Raw genomic sequence first — 23,660 nt, 5'->3', positions numbered from 1 at the left:
CACCCTCTATCGCAAACTCTAACCCATTTCCTTTTTTAAGGTATTGTATTTAAGGCATCGTACTTATGGCAACTTCCGGCAAACGTTTTATGAAACTGGCCAGCATGACGGCTAGCATCGCTGGTAAAGCGGCAAAAAATTCCCTTAAAAATATCTCTAGTGATGAGCAAAAAAGAACCGAAGCGCGCTCACAAATGCTGCAGGATGTTGGCATTCAAATAGCTGAGACTTTAGGGGAAATGAAGGGTGCTGTTATGAAGGTTGGACAGATTGCCTCGCAGTACAAAGAGGTATTTCCCCCTGAAGTGGCCGCCGCTTTGGAGAAGCTACAAAATGACGCGCCAGCCATGCCCTACTCGCAAATTAAAGCTCAAGTAGAGCGCGAACTTGGAAAACCAATGCATGAGGCGTTCTCTCAGTTTGAAGAGCAACCCTTTGCAGCAGCTTCTATCGGACAGGTACACAAAGCGACCTTGCCTGACGGTCAGCAGGTCGTAGTCAAAGTGCAGTATCCAGATGTGGATAAAAACTGCGATAGTGATCTAAAGCAAGTGCGTTTGGCATTAAAAATGACAGGCGTGTTAAGCATGAGTCGTGATTTGCAAGATCATATCTTTAATGAGATTCGTGACAGCTTGCATGATGAATTAGATTACGTCAAAGAGGCTCAAAATTTAGCCATATTTGGTGCCTTTCACGCCGATGATGAGGGATTAATCATTCCCAAGGTCATCAAAAGTCACTCCACTCGTCGCATTTTAACCTTAACCGAAGAGTTAGGCGCGCCACTGAGTGTGGCAGCGACTTGGGACAATGAGATCAAACAGAAAATAGCCACGCGTCTGTTTCACTTTAGTGCCGGTCAGTTATTTGAGCTGTACCGAATGCATTGTGACCCGCATCCAGGAAACTTTGCATTTCGTGAAGACGGCAGTGTTATCGCTTATGACTTTGGCGGTATTCGCTCGTATAGCCACGATGAGATACAGCTATTTAGACGCTTTGCTAAGCATGCTCTACGCGGTGACGTCACTGCACTGGAACAAGACTTGGTTGCTTTAGATATTCGCCGCGAAGATGATGTGCTGATACCAGGCTCCTTTTATCAGGATTGGCTTGCTATCGGACTTAGCCCTCTATCGATTGAGCCTTATCACAGTGGCCCTTTCGACTTTGCAAGCAGTCATGTACACCATCAAGCAATCAGTCAGGCCAAGCAAGGCTTAAAGTACTTTAAACAGTTTCAGCCCTCAGCAACCACTATGATGGTGGATCGTACGGTGTCAGGTCAATATTGGAACTTAGTTAACCTCGGTGTTGAGATTGATTTGAGCCCATTGGTCAAACACTATATTGATTACTAAGTCTGATTAGCAGTATTGATTATTAATACTAGCCCTAACACTGATTTATCTAAAAGCTTATTTAGACCAATAAGCTAACTGTTAGCACATACCGGGCATTGCTTATCTTGGCGATAGCGCAGCTTATGCTGACTCATACGTTGGCCATCCCATATTAACAGCTGACCTGCCAGCGGATTGATACTCAAACCCAAATACTGCAATGCCGCATTGGCTTGTAGATTACCCATCACCGTAGTGGTACTGGCCAGCACTCCTGAATTACTACAGTTACGGGTGTCTTCGACTGCCTCATCTGAGCCACTTGCAATACTGTCTCCAAACACACAGTGGTAGCAGCCACTTTGCTTGGCAGGCTCATATAAAGCCAACTGTCCGGACATAGCGATGGCAGAGGCTGACAATAAGGGCAGCTGATACTGAACACTTATCTCATTAAGCCGCTCGCGTGCCGCAAAGTTATCAGTGCAATCGAGTATTAAAAACGGCGTAGATGACTGCTGAGCTTGAGCCACTAATAATATCTCTGCTGCATTATCTGCCGTTAGACGCTGCTCAGCATAGGTTAGCTGCACATGTGGATTAATCTTTTGCAGCGCTTGGCATGCAGTCTTGGCCTTATTTTTACCAATATCTGCTGCGGTAAATAACGTTTGTCGCTGTAAGTTACTGGCTTCAATATGATCATCATCGATTAGATGAATGGCACCTACCCCTGCACGAGCAAGGGTCTCAGAAACTGGGCAACCAAGGCCGCCTGCGCCTAAGATAACAACTTGACTCGATTTCAATCGCTGCTGCGCTTCCAAATCCCAACTTGGCAGTAGAATTTGGCGTGAATAACGCAGCAACTCTTCATCGGTTAAATTTAGTTCATGTGACACGTCGCTTCTCACTTAATTATGTTGATTGCATATATTATAACAAGCTTTGACTCACTTACCTTAAGCCCGCTTAGTTAGTCCACAGCAATACTCCTTACTGATATATTTTTGCTTAAACACTTGGGTTGTGTTAATAATACAGTATAATTGATAACGATTATTATTTACTTTTTAAGGCGGTTTCTTTATAATATTCTGCAGTTTCCATTGGTCGTTTTGGCCTATTCATTGACCTAATTTTTTAGCTTCAAATGTATCAACAGACGACTGCAGAGCAAAAATAATGAATAACAGATAATAATAAATATAAATCACCCCGTTTCTCCTACCCTCTACTCACTTAGCTTTAGTAGAGGGTATTTTTTTGCCCGTTGTAATTTAACTATTCATTACATTACGAGCTGCTTAAATTATTTCGCAACTTACTTGCTCCCTACCCTAATCTTAGATTGAAGCTTTCAGTAACAAGCATTTAGTAAGTCATCTGGTAATAAACGCACTCAAAGTGAAAACCTACTATCAATAACACGTATAAAAGACTATAATAAAACATTCATTTAAAATATATCTTATAAACATTGTTTTTCTAAGCCCATGCCATGTCGAGGTAGTTTATGCTTCACATACAACCCCCAAGTCAACCGCCTCATGCACCGCATCCTATTTTAAATTTAGGATTCCGCATCTTTTTTAGCGGTGGTGCGCTGTTTGCTATTGTGACCATGCTACTGTGGAGTTTCGTATTTACTGGCAAAACAGCACTCAACGCAACCGAAATCAATCCATTTTACTGGCATGCCCATGAGATGCTCTATGGTTATGCAATGGCAATCGTTGCCGGATTTTTATTAACCGCGGTCAAAACATGGACTGGCGTGATGATGCCTTATGGCTATCGATTGGCCGGTATATTTGCATTTTGGGCAGTGGCACGTATGTGTTGGATGCTTATTGGCTTAGGTGTTGGTAGTCTTGATCTATGGCTTGCAGTGGCAGCCTTAGCTGACTTATTGTTTATGTTATGTAGTGCAGGCGCAGTCATTCATGCGGTTATAGCAGTCAAGCAATACAAACAAATGGGCATCATCTCAAAGCTGGTCTTGCTTAGCATCGGTAATGCGTTATGCTATTGGGGTATTATTAGTGCCGATCAAGATTACCAGCGCATTGGTGTATATTTAGGCTTATATCTTATTATGGGCATCGTGCTCACCATTGGTCGCCGTGTGGTGCCGTTTTTTATCGAACGTGGCTTAAGCCATGATAGCGATAAACCGGTCACTGTTAAAAACAGTAATTTGCTTGATTCACTCAGCTTACTGTCATTTTTAATCTTTATGTTGGCCGATGTGTTTTATCCTAACCCCTATCTAATCACAATAACCGCTACTATGGTGGCCTTAGTTAATGGGGTAAGATTAGCCGGTTGGCATCAACCTCAATTGTGGCAAAAACCCTTGCTGTGGTCACTGTTTATTGCCTTCTTAGGTATGTGCTTAAGCTTTGTCTTATTTGCAATTCAACCCTGGATGAACTTTGCGCATAGTATCCCAGTACATGCATTGGCGTTATCCGGTATTGGTCTAATGACTGTTGCCATGATGGCTAGAGTCTCACTGGGGCATACAGGTCGCAGTATTCATGCTCCTCCTGCAACGGTGACCGCTATCTTTGTGCTTATGGTGCTTGCTTTTGTATTTCGAGTGGTCATGCCGCTGATTGCAATTGATCAATATATGACTTGGATAATGATTGCACAAACCGCTTGGATTGCTTGTTTTACACTATTTTGTGTCAGTTATTTACCTATATTGGCCAAACCTAGAACCGACGGTCTTTTTGGTTAAGCCTGTTATTTATTTAAATTAAGTTCATTATTAAACACCTTAGATTTAAGCCAGTTTGGTTGTAGTTAGACAAACTGGCTTAAATTAACGGCTTCTTAGCTGGACAAAGTTATCCTGCTAAATATATTAACCACCCAGTCCCGTCCTAAACAGCGAACCCACAATCACAAAACTCACCCCTATTATCGTTATCGCAAAGATATGCAAGGCAAAGAAGTTAAGACTGCGCTTGGATAAAGTTGGAATTACTCGAAAGCGCGCATGTAATGCGATCAGCAAGGTCAAAGATAATAAAATCAATTTGGTAGTAATTAATATACTGATATCGTTATCGTGGCTAAACCAAGCGCCTACGCTGGGTAGCATCTTATAGGACATCCACAAGCCAGTTGCTATTTGTAATAACAAGGCTGGCATACCAACCTTTTCAAATGTCTGTTCAAAGTCTAAAAGTCCAGCAACGTCTTTAGTTGCTAATATTTTAGGCAATATAGCGAATGCCAAAATTAGATGCCCACCTGTCCAAATCGTGGCAGCTAATAAATGGACAATTAAAACATAATTCATAATATCGGCTTATTTATTTGTTGAGTGATAAAAGGATTCGCTATAATAGTACCGATTGTATAATAAACACGTGTCTGAATTAGCTTACGTTATTCTACCAAAAGGAATACATATTATGCGTCTCACCAATTATAGTGACTTTGCCTTACGTACATTAATGTATTTGGCTGTTAGAGCTGATGAGGATACACTGGCCACCATTACTGAAATTGCCAACAGCTATCAAATATCTAGAAGCCATTTGACTAAGGTCATACACCAGTTAGCTCAAATTGGTTATATTGAAAGTATCCGTGGCAAAAATGGTGGTATTCGATTGGCAAAAGACCCAAAAGATATTGTTTTGGGTGATGTGATTCGTCATACCGAGCCTGATTTTTATATGGTCGCTTGCTTTCAGCCACCTCATGGCTCAGATGATGATTCAGCCAAAAATAAGGCTCAAACGTCAAAGTCTAACACCTCTAAAGCCAAGCCTATTCCAGAAGAAACCATTCCATTAAAACAACAAACAGGGAAAACCGAAGCAAAACCAGTTTTGTCCTGCTCTATTACCCCTGCTTGTCATTTAAAATCAGTGTTTGCCGAAGCTATTCAAGCCTTTTTGCAAGTGCTGGATAATTATACATTGGCAGATGTTGTTACTAACGATGAAGAGCTTTGGCAGATTCTTAAACTGCATCTAAGTTAATAGAGCTAATCAAGCTTAAGCTCATCGGCTGTTTTAACTTGTCAGCTATTTTAATTCATTAGCTATTAATTTTAAGCCAGTAAAGGCTCAAGCCTAGCATATAACCCTATAGCTAGGACTTGAACCTTTACTTTTAAACCCATCAAAACCTATTGTATTGAAAATGGGCTTATGAAGCCTATAGATTGCCGTGCTTAACCTTTAACTACCATTAAGCGCAGCTCTGTCATATCTTCGATGGCATATTTGACGCCTTCACGACCAAAGCCTGAATCTTTGACACCGCCGTATGGCATATTGTCGACACGGAATGTTGGTACGTCATTAATAATGACTCCGCCCGCTTCGATATCATCCCACGCCTGTAATGCTTTATTAATATTCGCAGTATAAACTCCGACCTGAAGTCCAAAGCGGCTGTCATTTGCTAAAGCTACTCCTGATTCAAAGTCATCATACGATTCTAAAATCATCACTGGACCAAACGCTTCATCTTTATATAGCTTGGCATCATGGGGTACATTTTCGAGGATAGTAGCCGAGTGCATCACGCCATCGGTCTCACCACCACACAACACTTTTGCACCGCCTTCTACAGCTTCATCAACCCACTGCTTCAGACGCTCAACTTCACCTTCGTTAATCATAGGCCCAACCAAGACATCACCTGTGCTTGGATCGCCAATTTTCACCTCTTTAGTAAGAGCCACTAGCTTGTCTTTGACTTGTGTATAAATGTCCTTGTGAATCAGGACTCGTTGAACACTAATACAAACTTGACCGGCTTGACTAAAGCCACCGGTAATAATACGTGGTAGTGCCACATCCAGATCAGCATCAGGCTCTACCATAACCGCGGCATTACCGCCTAACTCTAATACGACTTTTTTCTTACCTGCACGGGCCTTCATGTCCCAACCAACTTTATCAGAGCCGGTAAATGACAACAGCTTAATACGCTCATCTGTTACCAACACATCCGCCACGTCAGACGACATTGGCATAATAGAAAAAGCACCTTCTGGTAAATCAGTTTCAGCCAATACTTCAGCGACTAGCAATGCGCTAATTGGTGTATAGCTAGCAGGCTTCAAAATAAATGGACAACCAGCAGCAATGGCAGGTGCAATCTTATGTGCCACTAAGTTCAATGGAAAGTTAAATGGTGAGATAAAACCACACAGTCCGATAGGTACTCGCTTACTAAAGCCACGATAGCCCGCGCTGGCCTCCGTCACATCCAATGAGATGACCTCACCAGCTGACAAGGCAGTCACTGAGTCAGCAGCAAATTGAAAGGTGCTAATAAGACGTTTTACTTCGGTTTCAGCAGCGCCTTTAGGCTTGCCGCCTTCAGCAACTAGGGCTTCTGTAAATTCATCAAAGCGCTGATTAAACTTATCCACACACTGTAATAAAATGCGCTGTTTTTCAAATGGCTTTAATGCTTTCATTGCTGGGATCGCTTTAACGCCCGCATCAATCGCTTGCTCAAGAAGATCACTGTCTGCACGTGCCACTTCAGCGACCACATCTTGACTGTATTTGTTAATCACTTCTAGTGCATCATCAGCGCCTTCATGCGCTTTGTTGGCTAAATATAGAGGATAGAAATTTTGCATATGATTACCTATTTATTTTATTTGGTTTTATATTAGTTAGAATCGATCATTCTGGTTTTTTATACGAGATAAGACTATATAAGTTATATCTATAAGTAGTCATCAATAGCATAGGTAATGCTCAAGCCAGTTACCATTGTTTTTTGTTATGGAGTTTATAAAAGATGTTTGCAGCCGGCTATTAATGTAATCATTGCCAAGTAATAAAGGTGTGCCGATGTTTTATGAAATGTACCGCTCAGATACTGATAGATTGTTAACGATAGCGATAGACGATAGAAGGTATCATAGGGAGAAGATGACATAGGGTCACGAATGACAGGCAACAAAAAAGCGAACCCTTATTCAGGATTCGCTTTTTTTGATTCATTTAGAACTGTGTTATTAGTATAACCACAGTTTAAATTATCTTAGCTATTAGATAGCTGTAATACCGTGGGCTTGTGGGCCTTTAGCACCTTGAGTTACTGTGAACTCAACTTCTTGGCCTTCAGCTAGGGTTTTGAAACCTGAGCTAGCGATTTCGCTGTAATGAGCAAAAACGTCTGGACCTGATTCTGGAGCAATAAAGCCAAAACCTTTAGCTTCGTTAAACCACTTTACTGTACCTTTAATAGTATCTGACATATATATAATCCTAATTTTAAAACATAATGACCAACTTGGTCGGTAACGCTTGGAGCAACTTCTGTAAATCTTAAAACGGAGGATTAATGCTAATACTACGAGGTAATGATTTGCTGCGGTTCTCTTAAGCAGGTGCCCAGTATATACCAATGCCACAGTTAAGCAAGCTTTATTTTTAAATATGATTAATTGTTTTTAAAATAAAATAAATTATACTGACTAAAGTGACACTATGACTGACCTAGCGAAGGTATTAATGAATTAAATAAAAACGCTACTTAATGATAGAAATAACGTTGAATGTTGAACGCTGTTATAAACTATTATTGGATTAATATCTAAAATACTATACCAATCGAAAGCTTCAATGAGATTAAAACAGTTGCCCTTGCTTTGGGTCAACCGTATTTGCAACAGGTAATCTAGCGGCTCTAGGCTTTTGATTGGCCTTAAAACTATCGCTCATTGGCTGTAAGAACTGCAGAGCCTTATTGTGATGACCTTGTAGCCAGTCCATCCTCATCTCAAGAGGAATAACCACTACTGAGCGCTTCTCTGCCTCAGGACGATGAAATTGTGACATGAATGGATGATGGTCAGCATTGATAGTCAACATTGACATAGAACGTACAATTTCACCGCCTACACGAGCTATCTCATATAACGCTGCAACCGTAAAAGGTTCATCATCAATACGACTGATACCCCAGCGCTCAGCTTTACCATTAATGTATTTCGGTTCATAAAGCGTATTAACCGGTATCAATGCAAACTGATTGTTATACCAAGCATTTTTGAAACTTGGCTTTTGATGTACCGTTTCACTTCTGGCATTATAGGTGTAACGGGTAATATCTGTGTTATCAGCCCACTTAGGCACCATGCCAAAGTGGACACAACGCCATTGCATCTGGTCATCTCCAGGTGCTGCAAATAACAATGGGGTTAGATGATTGGGGTAAATATCATCTGAATAATCAAAATCCAATGGATGTGAAGTAAATAGATGAGCTTGTTTGATACTGATGGGCTCAAAGTTGGCACACATAAGACAATACCCTCTTATCACTAAAATAGTATCTAATAGGATAACTGCTAAAAGCCACGCACACAAAAAAACCTCAAGTGGTTATCATTAATAAAATTAATAATAATTACTTGAGGTTGAAACTGTTAAGCCAATATCAGCTTATTAAGTTTTAAAATATGGCGCAGCGGACGGGACTCGAACCCGCGACCCCCGGCGTGACAGGCTGAAACTAACAAACAACTTTAAAATACGTTAAGTTATTTTAGCCTACAAAGCTTTACTATACAGTATGTTGATAGTTTTATCTAGAGTGACATTTAGCGTAAATTAAAGCATTTTTTTGGGTCTATAATTAAAATTTTGGTCACTAAAAGTGTATTATTTAAGAGGCATTTTTTTACAGTTTTCATATTTAATAAGTGTAACATCATTGAGATTCTTGTCGTTTATAGCTGATATTTCAGTGTCTTATGTCTCTATAATATTCAAGGTATAATAAATATCCTTTTATCAGCCTTCAGTAGGCTTTTAAAGCATTTACTACTACGCTGAATTGAAATGCATACACTGATCCGATTCTTACAGTAAAACTGAGTCCTAATTCATTTTTGTCTATGCTTATATACAAAATCTCGCTTATGACCAAAATAATCTGCGTATTGTTTGGCGCTCAATTTACGACCCATCAATTCGGTATATAGTTGCTTTAGCTTTGATGAGCTACCGATAGCTTTCTTTAAGCTAAAAAAATTACTACCTAAATATGACATATTCGCTTGACAGAGTGACTTGAGAAAGTCGAGTAAGATTACCTCTTGTAACGCTTCTTCAAATGATTCTTTACTTTGATTATTCATAGGTCTTAGCTCTATCGCGACCAGTTGCTTACTGTCTTTTAGGATATCTTTATCAAACCAAGGATTAAAGCATCCTGCGATTATTGTATAGTCAATATTATGTCTTGTTTTATCACCTTTAATTTTATTCTTCTTGTTAAGTACTTTGACTGATTCATGGTTTGAGGTCACATAAAGAGTTTGAAAGTTGTGTTCTGATTTATCTTTGAACATTTCAATAATCTTGCCATGAAACTCTCTATTATATGACTGCATAAAAGATTTATGCAGGTCCTCAGTCAGTGGATGCCAAGATATATCCGCATTTTCAGCAATTCTTTTAACGATGGACTTATTCATGTTTTGTTTGCTCTACAGATGTTTTAGATGCTTAGTTTAAAGAGTAGATACGGTTGCTGGACTAGACTTTGATGTCATTCAAAATAACACATTGATAAAAACAAAAAACCTGCAATAAGCGATTAAAGCTTACGAAAGGCTTGTTATTTCTAAACCTTTCATAAGCGCTAGCAGTGCTCAGCTTTGCCTTGACTTGCTTTAACTGCTTTTCACTATCAATATACTGATAGTCCACATTAGAAGATGGTAAATTACTGAGGCGATTTTTCCATTTATTTAACGTTCTTTTATCCATATAGGTTTGAGGTATTCTAACTTTAATATGAATTATTTTACTTGGTATTAATTTAATGACATACAGCAAAAATAGCTCAAAATCTTCAAACTTAGTAAAAGAAATATGGTTTTGATGATATTCACAATGTTGCAAAACGTATTGTATGAACCAGATGAGATGTTCTTTGTGCTTCTTTAGCGTATATAGCTTGTTAAATGCTAGCTCCATTTTCTCCATAACTTTCTGGTCTTCGGTGACTAAATTATAACTTGGAACAAGTAAATTCATTTGTTTAGAAGAAAATATTCTCGAACGACCGAATTTCGTTTGATACTTTGGCTCAGTTTTTAAATGATTAATTTTGTCATACCATCGTCTAAATTGATTATTCGATACATCGAACAATATCAATAACTGTTGAAAGTCGTCGTGCTGAGAGTAGCTGTGCAGAATCTTAGCAACCTCTTTAAATCCATACTCACGCTTTGTTTTCTTATTATGGGTTAAAAAACTACCAGATTTGCCTCGTGGGGCTGGTAGTGGATGTATTTGAAGTTTGTTGAGTAAATAATCATTGGTTGCTTCATGGTTGAGGCTTATTTTGCGTCTAGGCAACTTAACCAAATGCTGTTTTTGCTTGTCATTCAATTCATAGTCAATGTTCCATAAGCAGAGACCTATTTGAATATCTGTAAAATGTATGTAGTTATTAAAGCTAACACTAGGTTCACCGTGCCCTGCAATGCCAGCGATAGCATAATTACTGATAGATTTTTTTGCACCAAAGAGCGTATGGTAGATATCTATCAACTCCTCATTTGAATAGGGTATTAATTTCATCAGTTTCTTTTTAACACTAATACAATTTGAAGCCTCTAACTCATAAAGAGCATGCAATAGCTGGAGGTTAGACAAGCAACTGTGTCTAAGATTATGAGCTGTCAAATATGACAGTCTAGTCGTCTGCTTAATTAGTCCTGATATAATCTGTGATAGTTTATTCTTAGAGAATGCCTGACCACCTGTGTCACAGATTAAAGTTTCCCCTTTTTCGTCGACACGTCTATGGTATAGCGATGAGAAGACTCTGAGTTCATCTTTTTTCAATAGCAGTTTTATAGGAAGACTACGTAAAGCCGAAGAGGTTTTATTGCTACCCACATCATTATTACGAACATCTAAATACTCCATATTTGCTGATATTTCACTAAGTTTGAGCTTGGCTATTTCGCCTACTCTCATACCGAGACGTTGCCCAAGAATCAAAGACACGTAAATAGCATCTCTACGTTCTTTATTCATTTCTAACTTTTCACAGGCATCCAATATCGCTTGAAACATTGATTCTGATACATAACCCGCTTTGACATGAGCTACGGCACCGACCGACATAGGCTCGACAGGCTCAGCACCGTATTCATTGACTAAATGTTCATGAAAACTATCTAATAGCTTGGCAGTCTCGTTTTTAGCTGAAGGCGTACGGCTCAATGCGATTATCTCAGCATAAAAAAATTCAAAATCAGCCTCATCAAAATCATCGATATTTTGTCCATAAGTTAATGCCAGCCATCTGTTTGTAATGTTATTACTATAGGTATGAATGCTACTAGGTTTATTGGTTAATCGCTTATGCCGAAACCATGTAAGCAATGCAATTTCGTTAACAGGAGCAGTGTCTGCCTCTAACTTCCCTATACATTCTTTTAATCTGTGGTCAAATAGTTTTCCTGATACTTTCTTAGAGTTCTTTTCTAACTCAGGTTTAAACAATTTTGATACCAAAGATGCAAGATGTTTATACTTTTTTGTCTGCAAAGTACTTTTATTCGGTGAGTACGTGCTGAAGTCTTCTATGATATTTATATCATTCGACTTTGGACGATTGTATATGAGGCACTGCCAGTTATCGACTGGTAACGAATAGGTCTTTCTAATACCTAAAAGTATATACAACCAATACTCGGGTAGGTTGGCATCTTTGAAGTTTTCAAATACATAAACACTTGCCTTCAGAAAACCCTTCAAATTACTAGGTAGCTTATTGTTTAGTGCCTTATGGTGTAGTAAGTTTTGATAGAGCGTCATGATATCTATAAGACCATTTTTCTTTAGGCTCTTGCTGACTGTAGAATCCTCTTCTACATTATATAAACGTATTAGAGTGGCAGTTATAGGTGATAAGAAAATGTTTTGAGAGGTTAGTCTTTCATCTTTAACGTCGTCACTTTTAACGTTAGTGCTATAACCCTCTTTATTAAATTCAACTCTGATGACAGGTAAATCATAAATGTTATAGATGACTAGACTTTTGGTAAGTAACTTTCGAATAATACATTCGAGTAAACTCGCTTGCAGTACGGCATTATGAAAAACTAGCGAAAAGAAAACATCATAGATGTTAATAGCCTTACTATTCTCAAATTCGTTCATCCATGCTTGATAGATGGCTTTTGTTTTCTTTGCATCTTGAAACCACTGCCCATCTCTAAATACTTTTGGTCTTTGCTCGAATACGATATATTTAGGAAAACTAATATCCAAGTCACAGTCATTACATTCTTTCTGTATCTCTTTAAGCGCATGATTGTAGCTCTTAGCGTAGACGATATGATTTTTAAAATCCTTTTTAGATTTTAGCGACTCATCAAACTTGTGCCACCTTTTATTAAACTCATTTTGGTAATTATTATTACTCACAAGCTCAGACACTCTAAGATGTTTCTTAGCCATATCAAAAGCTTTATGCATAGCTAATTGCAGTTTCTTTTCTCTATTCTGTTTGCGTTGTTCTTTACCTGAGAGGCTATTATTTGACATGTGTCACTCCATTAGCTCAACTGCTTCAAAACCGTACTCTTCAAGTTTGCCATTAATATGGTTAGCTAATTTAGCCTGCTCAGAACGTTTTAGCCCGCTAAAAACATCATAGTAGTCAAAACCTAACTGATCCGCATGTCCCATCCAGCTACAAATCACTTCGTCATTTATTTCAGTAATATTACTACTGAATAAACTATGGTCTATCTCTTTTAAAGACCTGATATGATGGCGGTACCAATTAAGTGGCAAATGAGCATAAGGTTTAAACCTTTTGGTTATAAAGTCATTATTTTGATTTGCCATAAAACATACGTCATCGACATCATTAATCTCTAAGTAACTAATTATACTAACGTTACTCTCATAAATAGCTTGAAGTAACTGACCAAGGTGATGATGTTGGTTATTAAATAGCTTCATATTTCTATAAAGATAGTTTTCATAGTTTTGTAATTGCAATTTAACCATATCAGGAAGAATAATAAATCTTCCTTGTGCATGCACTCTGTTTTCTTTATCAGAAATAAAATAGAAACCCGTTTCAATATCAATATCCTCTAAACGTCCAAATGTCTCTTTAACTGGACGGTAACCTGATGACAGCCCAAGCATGAGGTACAGATAATCCATTAACTTATTGTGAAAGTTAACAAAATTATTTGTATTGAGACTTTGTACAGCTTTTAGAACGTTGAGCTCCTTTAGGATAGGAATAACTAGTTTTGATTTAATTTGAGAGCTTTGTAGTGCCAGCCTTGACCCCATTTGACGCTCGCTTTTATGGGTATATCTATCATCTGGGAAGTCTAATAAATCACTTTTTGTAAGACTTTTTGTAAATACCCCATTCTTAACACAACATCATCGTAGAATAATTAAGCCACCTGTCTATACTGGGCAGGTGTCATATCATTAAGTGAATCATGGGGTCTTTCGGTGTTATAAACCGTGATCCACTCCTCAGTCAGTTGACTGACTTCATTTAAATCATTGAATAAATAACAATCCAAAACCTCATTGCGGTAACTACGATTAAACCGTTCAATATAAGCATTCTGATAAGGACAGCCAGGCTCAATATAGTCAATATAGATACCGTGAGCCGTTGCCCAATCAGTAAACACTTTAGAGGTGAACTCACTACCATTATCCACACGAATTTGCTTAGGATAACCATGCCACTCGGCTAACTGGTCAAGGTAGCGAATCACTCGGAGTGAGGGAATGCTGGTACCAATATCAATGCCGAGTATTTCGCGGTTGTAATCATCAATCACATTAAAGGTTCGAAAGCGAATATTATTGTGCAGCTTATCGCTCATAAAGTCCATAGACCAAGTATGACCCAATGCGTTTGGCACACTTAACGGCTGGGGGTTACGTGTTGGTAGCCGTCTTTTAGACTTACGGCGTAGGTTTAAGTTTAAAGCTTTATAAACACGGTGTACTCGTTTATGATTCCATGAATAGCCAAGCTTGCGTATACGCTTAAAACACTTTGGGAAACCCCAACGATTGTGCTTATCTGTTAGTTCATTTAAGACATCAATAATCTCACTATCATCAGATAGCTTAGGCTTATAGTAATAAGCGGTTCGACTCATACAGACCACCTGACAGCTCGATGCAATACTGACACCATACTGCGCCTGCAATTCTTGAGCCCAGACTTTGCGCTCACAAGCAGGCGCTATAGCTTTTTTATGATATCTTCCTGCATTTGCGCTTTGAGGCTTAAATCAGCATACATCTGTTTAAGCCTACGGTTTTCTTCTTCAAGCTCTTTTAGTCGCTTAACATCAGAGGCTTCCATGCCTCCATACTTGGAACGCCATTTATAGAAAGTCGAATTAGCAATTCCGTACTTACGGCACAGCTCTTTAGCAGGTATTCCTGCTTCTGCTTCTTTTAAAATGGATACTATTTGGGTCTCAGTCATTCGTTTGCTCATATTAAAACTCCTTATGGGTATTTTATAAGAAATTCTACGTTTGAGCTGTGTTATTTTAGGGGATAGTTACATTTTATTTTTGGCTGTTTCTCGATTTGATGTGTTGTCATTTGCCATAAGCAGATTATATTTAAGATAACTAAAATAATGAAATTGAGCATAATAAATATCACCTTTTGTAATACTGAAATAAGGCAATGCAGATAAGTGGTTCACAGGTGACGATGTAATAACATCAATGACAGCGGTATCAGTACCTGAATGTAAAAGTACATGCTTGATATGGTTTTTTAATTTACTTAAAGATAGACGTATGTTATTTCTCTTGTTTATTTCCTTGATTCTATTCTTCGCTGATTTTTCAATGTTATTAAAAAAAACTTTATCTTTATTTTCGCTCTTTTTAATTGAAACCTTAAAGCTCTCTATCAAAATACCGATTAATCTTGGTAATGTTAATTCCAGAGAGTCATTTTCAACCGTTGATAGCTCACTACTGTATTGCTCATCTAGCTTTGCTCTTGTTGGTGAAAATTCCAAATCAATGCAGTAGCGATCGTATTGTTCTTTTACATCGTAATTTCTAATGATCTTAGTACTTCCAGTAAGCATAATAACTAATATGTAAGTTGCTATCTGCTCTTTCGTATTTAACGCAATCATATGATTGCTATCATCTAGATAGCTAATATCATAAGTTTTTAAGTCCGTAAATAACTCATCAAATAAGATTTTCACTTCATAATCTTTAGCTACTTGTACATCTGTATTAAGTAGCATAGAGCGCTTACGTCGCATATTTATCTGTTGCTGAGCGTTAACAATATCTAAATGATAAGAAGTTGGTTTATCAAGTTTGACTTCGAATACAGCTTCATTGTCATCATCTTGACGCTCATCTATTTCGAATGTCTCTGATGTCTGATTCTCATTCGGTGGTAAGTTAATGCTATAAATCGTTGCAGTTGCATCTCCAGTCAACTCGTCAACGTAAATATCTGTTGATATAACCTTTGGCTTGCCTACAGAGGAAAACTTTCTGGTAATACCTTGTTTTTGTTCTACTACTTTTTCTATGGGAAGAATAAAATCATATAAGTATTTTGATAATCTATAATTGCATAAATCAGGATCTGTCCAGTCTTTATCTTTTTCATCTATATGTGGACGTGCTTTAATTTTGGAGATAAAGCTTTCCAAAGACTCTTTATTCTCATTGAGCCATATTTCATAAAGATTTGAATTTTTGATCTCTTCTAAAGCACTTAAAAGTTTACGTAAACTGGTAAAGTTTCTAACATCAGGTAAGAATTGAACTAAAAAATCGCGGTATTTTGTGGTTAGTAATCTACACTCGTCGAGCGTGGTTTTAATACGGCTTTTATATTTGGTTAGCACGACCATTTTTAAGCATACAAACAGATAAACAGAACGAATTTGATTAACTTTGTTTGTATCGGCACGACTAGCCAAAAATGCAATTAAAGGCTTTTCAATAATATCTTTTAAAAAGGATTCATTATTAATTCCATTTTTATATACACTTGACTCTCTGACTGTTGAGTCTAATGAATAGTTATCTAACCAATCTTTCAATGCTTTTTTTTCGTTATCAAATTCATTGTATGATGGTGGCAAGAGGTCCAAAAGATAATGTAATTCAATGACAAGTGGTTCAATATTATCCTGAGTAACTTTAGATTTTATTTCATCATTCAACCAGTTATGTATCAGTATTTTATCACTAGACATGACTATTCCATAAGTTGAACATATGTCATAGCGTATCTCAGAAATAAACTGACATCCACAAAAAAGCCCGCTTTTTTTAGCGGGCAACTTCGGAATATAAGTAAAATCTGCATTATTAACTTATATTATAGTTTTCTAAAACTTTATCAAAGGCACTGCCGTCTTGCCTCGTGAGATTAGGTACATAGCGAGAGTACACTGTAAATAGCATCTTAGTGCTACTGTGCCCTAGTTGTGAAGCAATCCACTCTGGGGATTCACCCGCCGCAAGCCATAGTGTTGCCGCTGTATGACGAGTCTGGTAAGGATTACGTTTCTCTAGCCCTAAATACCTCAATAGAGGATACCAAACTCGTTTGGTGACATTACGATGATTTAAAGGTGTACCCGCTTTTGTACAAAAAACAAAGTCACTTAAAGGTTGGGTTCGCTCTCGTTGCTCTAATAAGGCATCATAAACTAATTGATTCATTTGTACGATTCGATTAGACCCTGCTGTTTTAGTTGGTCCGACCACACCATTGACAATGGCTTGATCAATAATAATTTGCCGACGCTCAAAGTCAATATTACGCCAAGGTAGTCCATCAATCTCACCTGTACGCATGCCAGTAAAGAACCTTACTGTATAATATGCTTTAAAGTCTTTACGAACCGTATTAAGGATTAAGACGACCTCATCTAGAGTAAAAGGGGATACTTTACTTTTAGGCTCACTTAATGGCTTAATATTTTTCCACGGACTCTCAAACTCATACCTGTCTGATGCTTCTACAAGTAGCATTCGCAGTGGCGTCATAATATGATTGATACGAGAAGCAGATAAAGCACGTCCATTATTACCATTCTTAACTAACTGCCCTCTAAAGGTCATAATCATTGCTTTGCTGATAGTATTAATAGGTAACATGCCAAATTTTGGATATAGATAAATCCGAAAAATATCTTCAACATTCTGTATTTGTGATGGTCGCCATTGTGGTTTCATTTCCTCTAACCAAATACGACTAAACTTTTCAAAATTAATATTGGCATCATCATGACTATTGCTGGCACGTATTAGCTCCAAAGCTTTAAATTCAGCCAGTTTTTTACTTTGTGGAAAGTGCTTTTCATACTCAAAGCTACCAAGTTTTATCTCCGCTTCCATTTTTTCGATAAAGTTAGCCAAGCGTTTGCGATTTGCTTTAGTATCAGTTAATAACGTCTGCTCACGACAACGTTTACCAAAGTAACGAAAATCAATGTATAACTTATTATTTCTGCTATTGATACTTGCCATGGTTATGCACCCCCTACAAATGGAATGTCATCGTCATACCCATTAAGCATTAATTCTTCAATTTTTTGCCAAATAAATAATATTTTGCGTCCGTTAAAAGGTCGTATATAGTGAACGCCTTCTATCAGGACAGAATCTTTTAGCTGATTGCGAATGGTTCGACTGTCATATTTAATTCGGTCTGAGAGTTCTTCGGTTGTTAAATAGGTGTAGTTCATAGTAGAATTCCTATACAAGATTAAAGTGTTATCGTTTACGGTCTTTATGACCTCCTACAGAACATAATCTACACTATTTTTAATCTTTTGCAAGTTATTTTTATTTACTATAGAACATTTTGCTATGGAGAAGATTATGTTGAAGTGCCATTTATCTACATTAATGGGTGAGAGACGGCTCAAAATCGCAGATGTTGCTAGAGATACGGAGATAAACAGAGGTACGATTACCCGTATGTACCATGAGGAAGCAACTCGGGTTGATTTAGAGGTGATAGAAAAGTTATGTCGATACTTAGAAATTGACGTCGGTGAGTTATATGAAGTTGTCGATGACGAGAGCTGACTAAAAATAAATATCAAGACGTTAACATTTTTACATACTTTGGGGGGGGTATGATTACCCCCTTATATTTTAAGCAGCTCAGAAAGATTTAAGTAAAAAAAGACCTATTACAGATAAAAATAACTTTCTATAGATTATTTTCAGTTGCAATAGGTCTTTTTATGTGCATAATATGACCTGCAGTAAGTCATTTTTAGCTAATTAATAAACATATTAATCTACAGAAGTTTATATTATGCAAAATATTAAAAATCCAAATCCATCAGTTTGGCTAAGCCGAGAAGCTATTGAATTATCTACTAAACTGATGATTAATCTACACATTCAACAAGGCTCAAATCTGGCCACTTTACTTGGTCTAAGTCCTATATTTTATAACGATGAAGCTATCAGAATATGGGTACAAAGAGAGTTAGATGAAGGCTTACCCATGAATCGGTTTACTTTGAGTCATTTAGAGTCAATGTTTTTAGGTCTTATGGAGCTAAATGGTATTCCGTATTCAATTTAAGATTTTTAAAAGATTGGAGTAGCGCTCTGGTTATCAGGCTAAATTTTAATAGTAGGTCATCCGAGCTAGATAAAGATATCTGTAAGGCATACTGGGTATTTGATGGTAAATAGGACTACATCAGCATACCAGCTATGCCACCAACACAACGTGATAACACAAAAGTTATTTCGTGCTGTTGAGGAATGCTATGTGTGTTTTGATTAGGTTAGTTGTGTCAGTTGTAGTTGTTACTATCCGCTTGAAGTGCCTGCTGATGTTGCTTTTATAACAGGTAAGACAAGTTGGATATGTGAGGATTGCTCAAAATATAATGGTGAAACGGTAGTCATTGATTAGCAGGCGCTATTGATAGATAAGTAATGGTTCTAAAACTGGGGTGCTTTCACCAACCTAGTCTTTAGCTTCTAAATTGTTGCATTACATACGTTACTTATCACTTTTAAAGTCTTCAGTTTGAATTTGTTTTATCACATCGCTGGCATCTAAATTAAGAGCTTTACAGTATTCAACAAATTCAATGACATCTAAGCGTCTGTCGCCTGTTTCCACCTTGCCAATGAAGGAATAAATCACGTCCATGCGTTTTCCTAAGGCACGCTGTGACAGACCCAATTGTTCTCTACGCTCTTTTAATAAACGACGCAGAAATTCATGTTCAGACGAATGGATAGATTTACGTAAGTTACTCATTGAACCTATTTTAGGTTCATGATGGGATGAACCTGTTTTAGGTGCATATATTCTTTCTATACTTAAATCCAGTTATTAATTGGTTAAAACATTCTTCAATATCAATAACCAATCTAAATTAAGAATTTATATAACAAACAGTTTCGAGGTGAATTATGTCAATAAAAAAACGAATGTTACCTGCTTTAATCTTACCTATGTTACTTACTTTATCGGCTTGTTCTGAGAAAACCAGAACGGTGTCCTATTATGAAAAAAATGCGGAGGCTGCTAGAGATGTATTAGATAAATGCAAGGCTGAACAAGATAAGGGATATGAGGTTGAAGGTGTGCTTGCGGAAAATTGCAAAAACGCTCTTAAAGCACAAAGAAAGTTGATAAGGGATAACATCATATACTAAGAGTATGCTTAAATATTATCTTTAGGAACTATTATGAAATTAAATAATCTAATCGCAATATCAATATTCTTGTCAATTCTGCCTTTAAGTGGATGTAACCAAGAAGCATCACAAAGCGATATGAATGGTGAGACTCAACAAGAACAAACCAACACTGAAGAGGTTTCCTCAGAAACAGAAACTGCGACGATTCGTGATAACGAGATGACGACAGATGAAAATTCACTAGCTGAAGCAGAGCCCTTAGCTAGGCTATCTTTGGATGAGTATCACGATGTTAATATCGATAGTGATTATTCATGGGTCACACCGTTATTTATCGCTCAATCATCAAGAGACTTTACTGATGAGGATAAACTGAACCTGTTATCACCTGAATACTATAACGAAACAGATGCATTTAAGAAAAAAGAACTTAAGCAAACTCTATTGCCTCAAATAGAAAGACAAATTGCGCAGTACTCTGGCGACTATGGTATCAAGGTACCTATGCTAACAGTAACACCTAGTGTTATTAGTGAGTTCAAAGATCATCAAGAAAAAAAACAATCTAACTCAAGCTTATGTAGAGTCATATAACACAATAGAAGCTTATGATTTCCAAAGCCAAAGCTTTCCTATCTTTTGTGGGTACATGCCATTTGCATTTGATATCTATAATCCACAAGACATTCAAATTTATCAATTTAATCATGAAATGATTGCAAGATACGGTATAGATGCTGGTCGTGTTGCAGAGTTAGATGAATGTAATAGTTTAAAAATTGATAACGAAGAAATTGCTAGAAGTATTGAGAATCTTAGATCAACAAATAAACTTAGTAGTCAAGGTAATGTTTACTTTAGGTTAAAAGGTTTTGACAACTTTATTGTTGCTTATCCAGAGCTTATGGAAATTAGTTTTTACAACTTTGAAACAGGTGAAGAGGTGTTCAATAAGAATATAAGATACGCTGTTTATTTTTAGTAAAATCACAACCTAACTTATACTAGTGATAGGTGTTTATTAGATATATTACTAGAATATACTTCGTAATAAGAACAGGGCCTAATTAAATATATTTAATTAGACCTATTTCGTAAGGAGAATAGTTTTATGAATAAAGTATTTATTAGTCTTGCTATTTTAGGAGTTGAGCCCACCCCAGATTCTGTGTAACTGCAATTTAGATTAAATGCTTACTAACACGCTCATCGAACATAATCATAAAGCGATTAAGAGCAGACGTCCAGTTACGGATGGGCATCGCCCACTTTTTAGACGCCTGCTGGGTCGCTAGATAAACAACCTTTAACGCCGCCTTGTCTGATGGGAATATCTTACGCTTATTCACAGCGGTACGAATCACGCTATTTAATGACTCGATAGCATTGGTCGTATGAATGGCTTTTCTGATGTCTTTCGGGTAATTAAAGAACACGGTTAAGCCCTCCCAATTATTGCGCCAAGAGGTAACCACATGTGGGTATTTATCGCCCCAGACCTCATTAAACTGCTCAAGGTTAGCCTCTGCCAGCTCCAGCGTATCAGCACCATAAACCGCCTTTAAACCAGCCGCTACTTTTTTCCTATCTTTCCATGGTACAAACTTCATAGAGTAACGTACCATATGCACAAGACATAGCTGAACCTGCGTGTTTGGATATACCGTGTTAATTGCCTCGCTAAAGCCTTTTAAACCAGCTACACAGGCAATAAGAATATCTTGAACCCCACGGTTTTGTAGTTCTGTGAGAACGCCTAGCCAGAACTTAGCGCCTTCACTCTCTGATAGCCACATACCCAGTAGCTCTTTTTTGCCCTCAAGATTGACGCCTAAAGCCAGATAGATGGCTTTATTAATGATTTGCTTGTCTTGACGTACTTTAACGACAATGCAGTCTAAGTATACGATAGGATATAAACTACTTAGTGGGCGGTTCTGCCATGCTGTGATGTCATCTACGATGTTGTCAGTAACCCTTGAAACGAGACTGGTTGAGATATCAACGTCATAGATATCTTTGATACTCTCAACAATCTCAGTGGTTGTCTGGCCTTTGGCGTAAAACATGATGATTTTATCATCTAATCCCTCTATGCGGGTTTGGTGCTTACGTATGAGTGCAGGCTCAAAGCTTCCTTCACGGTCTCTGGGTGTGGATACTTCAATCTCACCTGTGTCACTGCGTACTGTCTTTTTGGTGTGACCGTTGCGCTTGTTTGGAGTATCCGCCTTTTCATGCTTAGGATAGCCTAGATGGCCTTCCATCTCGGCCTCTAATGCAGTATCAATAAATGACTGCATGAGCTCTTTTTGAAATGCTTTGATGTCTTCAAAGCTGCCAACGTGTTTGGCCATTTGTTCGGCTAGTTTTTTTAGTTCTGTCTCTTTTGTCATTGCTTATTCTCCTTTACTATGGATTATAAGCAGTTACACAAAGTTTGGGAAAGTCTCTAGGAGTTAGTTTAGTAAGTACTCAAGTGTATGTGTAGTGGTCAAGTATTTTTAGACAGAATTTAAGAGGTTTTGTTGAAATAAAGTCTCTCTTTTTCGAACGGTGTTAAATACTCATTAAAACTGTGTGGTCTCACATTCTGATAATAGTCCCAAATATAAGCACTCACAGCCTGTCTAGGCTCATCAATATTGTCATAACCGTTTTTTGGTACTTCGCTATCGCTACGCCTTGCGTCACTAAAACAGTCCCCCAGACTGTTTCTTAACGCTCCTCACCATTCTATTCTATCTTAAAGCTCCTAAAGAAGCGTTCAGTGGGGGCGTTATCCCATGAAGAGGGAAATAGCAAAGCACTGCTTTGCCCTGACGTAAGACGGCAGGCTATGCCTGTAGTGGGTTACCCTTACGGCTCATGCTGTGCGTCATACCAGTACACTCAGTCACACACTGAGCATACGCCTCACTGGTATAATGAGTACCCTGATCTGAATGAAACAGAACATCGGTAGGCTCAAGCCTTGTATGGTATGCCATCTTTAAAGCCGATGTCGTAAGTGCAGTATTTGGACTGTCTGATAGCTTAAAGCCAGCGATACGTCTAGCATACAAGTCCATAACGATGGCAAGGTAGCACCAACCCCCTTTAATGCGGATATAAGTCACATCACCTGTCCATACTTGGTTGGGTGCACTAGGGGCAAACTGACGCTCAAGTACGTTGTCATACACTTTATGAGAGGTATCATCTGACTTGTACTTGTGTGATTTTATTTGCCGACTCACCAGTCCCATCTTATCTATAAGCTTACCTGCTCTGTAGCGGGTGAGTTTGATGCCATGTTGATTGGTGACAATGGCAGATATTGTTCTTGCGCCAGCTGAGCCATTTGATTGCTCAAACACTTGTCTGACTAAGGCTTTAAGCCTTATCAGTTCAATGTCTATTGGTTTGTCTTTGGCATTGTAATAATAACTGCTCTTGATCACACTAAACAGTTCACATAGCCTTTGTTTACTCAGGTTTGCTTGCTCTGCTAACTCATTCACTAGCGATACACGTTCAGGTTGTCTTGGGCTAGCAGAGCAGATGCTTCACTCGAGCATAGCTCTTGCCTTGCGTCGGGGCGAAGCAGTGCT

Annotated in this window: 23 protein-coding genes; 8 read left to right on the top strand and 15 right to left on the bottom strand. The window is 38.0% G+C overall.

Translation table 11 applies throughout. From position 1 onward, the window contains the following. Positions 1-65 precede the first annotated feature (65 nt). Positions 66-1,364, top strand: a complete 1,299-nt coding sequence (locus tag A6J60_RS12135; RefSeq protein WP_096066201.1) for an ABC1 kinase family protein — start codon at positions 66-68, stop codon at positions 1,362-1,364. 74 nt (positions 1,365-1,438) lie between these two features. Here A6J60_RS12135 and A6J60_RS12130 read toward each other — a convergent pair whose 3' ends face one another. Beyond that, positions 1,439-2,248, bottom strand: a complete 810-nt coding sequence (locus A6J60_RS12130; RefSeq protein WP_096066200.1) for a HesA/MoeB/ThiF family protein — start codon at positions 2,246-2,248, stop codon at positions 1,439-1,441. A 614-nt stretch (positions 2,249-2,862) separates the two neighbouring features. Here A6J60_RS12130 and A6J60_RS12125 point away from each other — a divergent pair. After that, entirely contained in the window at positions 2,863-4,095 is a 1,233-nt protein-coding gene (locus tag A6J60_RS12125; protein ID WP_096066199.1) for an NnrS family protein, read from the top strand. Between the two features lie 126 nt (positions 4,096-4,221). Here A6J60_RS12125 and A6J60_RS12120 read toward each other — a convergent pair whose 3' ends face one another. Then, the gene (locus A6J60_RS12120; protein ID WP_264755580.1) at positions 4,222-4,662 is read right to left on the bottom strand and encodes a CopD family protein; all 441 of its coding nucleotides are present in this window, start codon (positions 4,660-4,662) and stop codon (positions 4,222-4,224) included. 115 nt (positions 4,663-4,777) lie between these two features. Between A6J60_RS12120 and A6J60_RS12115 the strand changes: the two genes are divergently transcribed. Beyond that, positions 4,778-5,353: an Rrf2 family transcriptional regulator gene (locus A6J60_RS12115; protein ID WP_096066197.1), complete on the top strand. Its 576-nt coding sequence runs from the start codon at positions 4,778-4,780 to the stop codon at positions 5,351-5,353. A gap of 194 nt (positions 5,354-5,547) precedes the next feature. On the opposite strand, the gene A6J60_RS12110 is transcribed toward A6J60_RS12115, so the two are convergent. The 10 genes from A6J60_RS12110 to A6J60_RS12065 all read right to left on the bottom strand — a co-directional run bounded on the left by A6J60_RS12110 (position 5,548) and on the right by A6J60_RS12065 (position 18,131). Then, positions 5,548-6,975, bottom strand: a complete 1,428-nt coding sequence (locus tag A6J60_RS12110; protein ID WP_096066196.1) for an aldehyde dehydrogenase family protein — start codon at positions 6,973-6,975, stop codon at positions 5,548-5,550. Between the two features lie 417 nt (positions 6,976-7,392). After that, positions 7,393-7,602: a cold-shock protein gene (locus A6J60_RS12105; protein ID WP_096065671.1), complete on the bottom strand. Its 210-nt coding sequence runs from the start codon at positions 7,600-7,602 to the stop codon at positions 7,393-7,395. Positions 7,603-7,975: 373 nt separating this feature from the next. Then, positions 7,976-8,650 carry an SOS response-associated peptidase family protein gene (locus tag A6J60_RS12100; protein ID WP_096066195.1) on the bottom strand — a complete coding sequence of 225 codons (675 nt, stop codon included), beginning with the start codon at positions 8,648-8,650 and terminating at the stop codon, positions 7,976-7,978. Between the two features lie 584 nt (positions 8,651-9,234). Continuing rightward, positions 9,235-9,828, bottom strand: coding sequence for a hypothetical protein (locus A6J60_RS12095; RefSeq protein WP_096066194.1), 594 nt, complete (start codon positions 9,826-9,828; stop codon positions 9,235-9,237). A gap of 61 nt (positions 9,829-9,889) precedes the next feature. Further along, positions 9,890-12,925: a site-specific integrase gene (locus A6J60_RS12090; RefSeq protein WP_096066193.1), complete on the bottom strand. Its 3,036-nt coding sequence runs from the start codon at positions 12,923-12,925 to the stop codon at positions 9,890-9,892. A gap of 3 nt (positions 12,926-12,928) precedes the next feature. Beyond that, positions 12,929-13,540, bottom strand: a complete 612-nt coding sequence (locus tag A6J60_RS12085; RefSeq protein ID WP_127891452.1) for a hypothetical protein — start codon at positions 13,538-13,540, stop codon at positions 12,929-12,931. Positions 13,541-13,803: 263 nt separating this feature from the next. Next, positions 13,804-14,879, bottom strand: a protein-coding gene (locus A6J60_RS12080) for an IS3 family transposase (RefSeq protein ID WP_413772355.1) whose coding sequence is annotated in 2 segments (ribosomal slippage) — positions 13,804-14,624 and positions 14,624-14,879 — 1,077 coding nt in all. Because the reading frame shifts where the segments join, the coding sequence is not laid out codon by codon here. Between the two features lie 66 nt (positions 14,880-14,945). Beyond that, complete coding sequence (locus tag A6J60_RS12075) at positions 14,946-16,631, bottom strand: hypothetical protein (protein ID WP_096066191.1); 1,686 nt, start codon at positions 16,629-16,631, stop codon at positions 14,946-14,948. Between the two features lie 115 nt (positions 16,632-16,746). Further along, complete coding sequence (locus A6J60_RS12070) at positions 16,747-17,913, bottom strand: site-specific integrase (protein ID WP_096066190.1); 1,167 nt, start codon at positions 17,911-17,913, stop codon at positions 16,747-16,749. A 2-nt stretch (positions 17,914-17,915) separates the two neighbouring features. After that, positions 17,916-18,131: a hypothetical protein gene (locus A6J60_RS12065; protein ID WP_096066189.1), complete on the bottom strand. Its 216-nt coding sequence runs from the start codon at positions 18,129-18,131 to the stop codon at positions 17,916-17,918. 136 nt (positions 18,132-18,267) lie between these two features. Between A6J60_RS12065 and A6J60_RS12060 the strand changes: the two genes are divergently transcribed. Both A6J60_RS12060 and A6J60_RS12055 read left to right on the top strand, forming a co-directional pair. Beyond that, positions 18,268-18,477, top strand: a complete 210-nt coding sequence (locus A6J60_RS12060) for a helix-turn-helix domain-containing protein (RefSeq protein ID WP_096066188.1) — start codon at positions 18,268-18,270, stop codon at positions 18,475-18,477. Positions 18,478-18,712: 235 nt separating this feature from the next. Beyond that, positions 18,713-18,988 carry a hypothetical protein gene (locus tag A6J60_RS12055; RefSeq protein WP_096066187.1) on the top strand — a complete coding sequence of 92 codons (276 nt, stop codon included), beginning with the start codon at positions 18,713-18,715 and terminating at the stop codon, positions 18,986-18,988. A 429-nt stretch (positions 18,989-19,417) separates the two neighbouring features. On the opposite strand, the gene A6J60_RS12050 is transcribed toward A6J60_RS12055, so the two are convergent. Continuing rightward, positions 19,418-19,681, bottom strand: coding sequence for a helix-turn-helix domain-containing protein (locus A6J60_RS12050; protein ID WP_096066186.1), 264 nt, complete (start codon positions 19,679-19,681; stop codon positions 19,418-19,420). Between the two features lie 155 nt (positions 19,682-19,836). On the opposite strand from A6J60_RS12050, the gene A6J60_RS12045 reads away from it, so the two are divergent. From A6J60_RS12045 to A6J60_RS12035, 3 genes are read left to right on the top strand one after another with little or no spacing between them, the layout of a single operon-like run. Further along, positions 19,837-20,082 (top strand): EexN family lipoprotein, encoded by a 246-nt coding sequence (locus tag A6J60_RS12045; protein WP_096066185.1) that lies wholly within the window; start codon positions 19,837-19,839, stop codon positions 20,080-20,082. Between the two features lie 33 nt (positions 20,083-20,115). Further along, on the top strand, positions 20,116-20,661 hold the full coding sequence (locus tag A6J60_RS12040; RefSeq protein WP_096066184.1) for a hypothetical protein: 546 nt from the start codon (positions 20,116-20,118) through the stop codon (positions 20,659-20,661). Between the two features lie 55 nt (positions 20,662-20,716). Next, the gene (locus tag A6J60_RS12035) at positions 20,717-21,049 is read left to right on the top strand and encodes a hypothetical protein (RefSeq protein ID WP_096066183.1); all 333 of its coding nucleotides are present in this window, start codon (positions 20,717-20,719) and stop codon (positions 21,047-21,049) included. Positions 21,050-21,248: 199 nt separating this feature from the next. Here the strand turns inward: A6J60_RS12035 and A6J60_RS12030 are convergent, their stop codons facing one another. Beyond that, positions 21,249-22,463, bottom strand: a complete 1,215-nt coding sequence (locus A6J60_RS12030) for an IS256 family transposase (RefSeq protein ID WP_096066182.1) — start codon at positions 22,461-22,463, stop codon at positions 21,249-21,251. Between the two features lie 441 nt (positions 22,464-22,904). Further along, a complete protein-coding gene (locus tag A6J60_RS12025) occupies positions 22,905-23,612 on the bottom strand; it encodes an IS3 family transposase (RefSeq protein WP_127891451.1) in 708 nt (235 codons plus the stop codon). Positions 23,613-23,660: the final 48 nt, after the last annotated feature.

The organism is Psychrobacter sp. FDAARGOS_221 (assembly GCF_002313155.2).
GTDB lineage: Bacteria > Pseudomonadota > Gammaproteobacteria > Pseudomonadales > Moraxellaceae > Psychrobacter.
Note: the sequence above shows the minus strand (reverse complement) of the source record. Positions and strands in the feature narration are given on the sequence as shown.

What these genes read in the sequence shown, in the direction of transcription:
- A6J60_RS12100 (WP_096066195.1), bottom strand. Translation starts at nt 8,650, where the DNA reads ATGTGTGCCAACTTTGAGCCCATCAGTATCAAACAAGCTCATCTATTT.
- A6J60_RS12050 (WP_096066186.1), bottom strand. Translation starts at nt 19,681, where the DNA reads ATGAGTAACTTACGTAAATCTATCCATTCGTCTGAACATGAATTTCTG.
- A6J60_RS12090 (WP_096066193.1), bottom strand. Translation starts at nt 12,925, where the DNA reads ATGTCAAATAATAGCCTCTCAGGTAAAGAACAACGCAAACAGAATAGA.
- A6J60_RS12070 (WP_096066190.1), bottom strand. Translation starts at nt 17,913, where the DNA reads ATGGCAAGTATCAATAGCAGAAATAATAAGTTATACATTGATTTTCGT.
- A6J60_RS12125 (WP_096066199.1), top strand. Translation starts at nt 2,863, where the DNA reads ATGCTTCACATACAACCCCCAAGTCAACCGCCTCATGCACCGCATCCT.
- A6J60_RS12030 (WP_096066182.1), bottom strand. Translation starts at nt 22,463, where the DNA reads ATGACAAAAGAGACAGAACTAAAAAAACTAGCCGAACAAATGGCCAAA.
- A6J60_RS12115 (WP_096066197.1), top strand. Translation starts at nt 4,778, where the DNA reads ATGCGTCTCACCAATTATAGTGACTTTGCCTTACGTACATTAATGTAT.
- A6J60_RS12065 (WP_096066189.1), bottom strand. Translation starts at nt 18,131, where the DNA reads ATGAACTACACCTATTTAACAACCGAAGAACTCTCAGACCGAATTAAA.
- A6J60_RS12045 (WP_096066185.1), top strand. Translation starts at nt 19,837, where the DNA reads ATGTCAATAAAAAAACGAATGTTACCTGCTTTAATCTTACCTATGTTA.
- A6J60_RS12110 (WP_096066196.1), bottom strand. Translation starts at nt 6,975, where the DNA reads ATGCAAAATTTCTATCCTCTATATTTAGCCAACAAAGCGCATGAAGGC.
- A6J60_RS12075 (WP_096066191.1), bottom strand. Translation starts at nt 16,631, where the DNA reads ATGTCTAGTGATAAAATACTGATACATAACTGGTTGAATGATGAAATA.
- A6J60_RS12105 (WP_096065671.1), bottom strand. Translation starts at nt 7,602, where the DNA reads ATGTCAGATACTATTAAAGGTACAGTAAAGTGGTTTAACGAAGCTAAA.
- A6J60_RS12135 (WP_096066201.1), top strand. Translation starts at nt 66, where the DNA reads ATGGCAACTTCCGGCAAACGTTTTATGAAACTGGCCAGCATGACGGCT.
- A6J60_RS12035 (WP_096066183.1), top strand. Translation starts at nt 20,717, where the DNA reads ATGCCATTTGCATTTGATATCTATAATCCACAAGACATTCAAATTTAT.
- A6J60_RS12040 (WP_096066184.1), top strand. Translation starts at nt 20,116, where the DNA reads ATGAAATTAAATAATCTAATCGCAATATCAATATTCTTGTCAATTCTG.
- A6J60_RS12060 (WP_096066188.1), top strand. Translation starts at nt 18,268, where the DNA reads ATGTTGAAGTGCCATTTATCTACATTAATGGGTGAGAGACGGCTCAAA.
- A6J60_RS12055 (WP_096066187.1), top strand. Translation starts at nt 18,713, where the DNA reads ATGCAAAATATTAAAAATCCAAATCCATCAGTTTGGCTAAGCCGAGAA.
- A6J60_RS12095 (WP_096066194.1), bottom strand. Translation starts at nt 9,828, where the DNA reads ATGAATAAGTCCATCGTTAAAAGAATTGCTGAAAATGCGGATATATCT.
- A6J60_RS12085 (WP_127891452.1), bottom strand. Translation starts at nt 13,540, where the DNA reads ATGCTTGGGCTGTCATCAGGTTACCGTCCAGTTAAAGAGACATTTGGA.
- A6J60_RS12120 (WP_264755580.1), bottom strand. Translation starts at nt 4,662, where the DNA reads ATGAATTATGTTTTAATTGTCCATTTATTAGCTGCCACGATTTGGACA.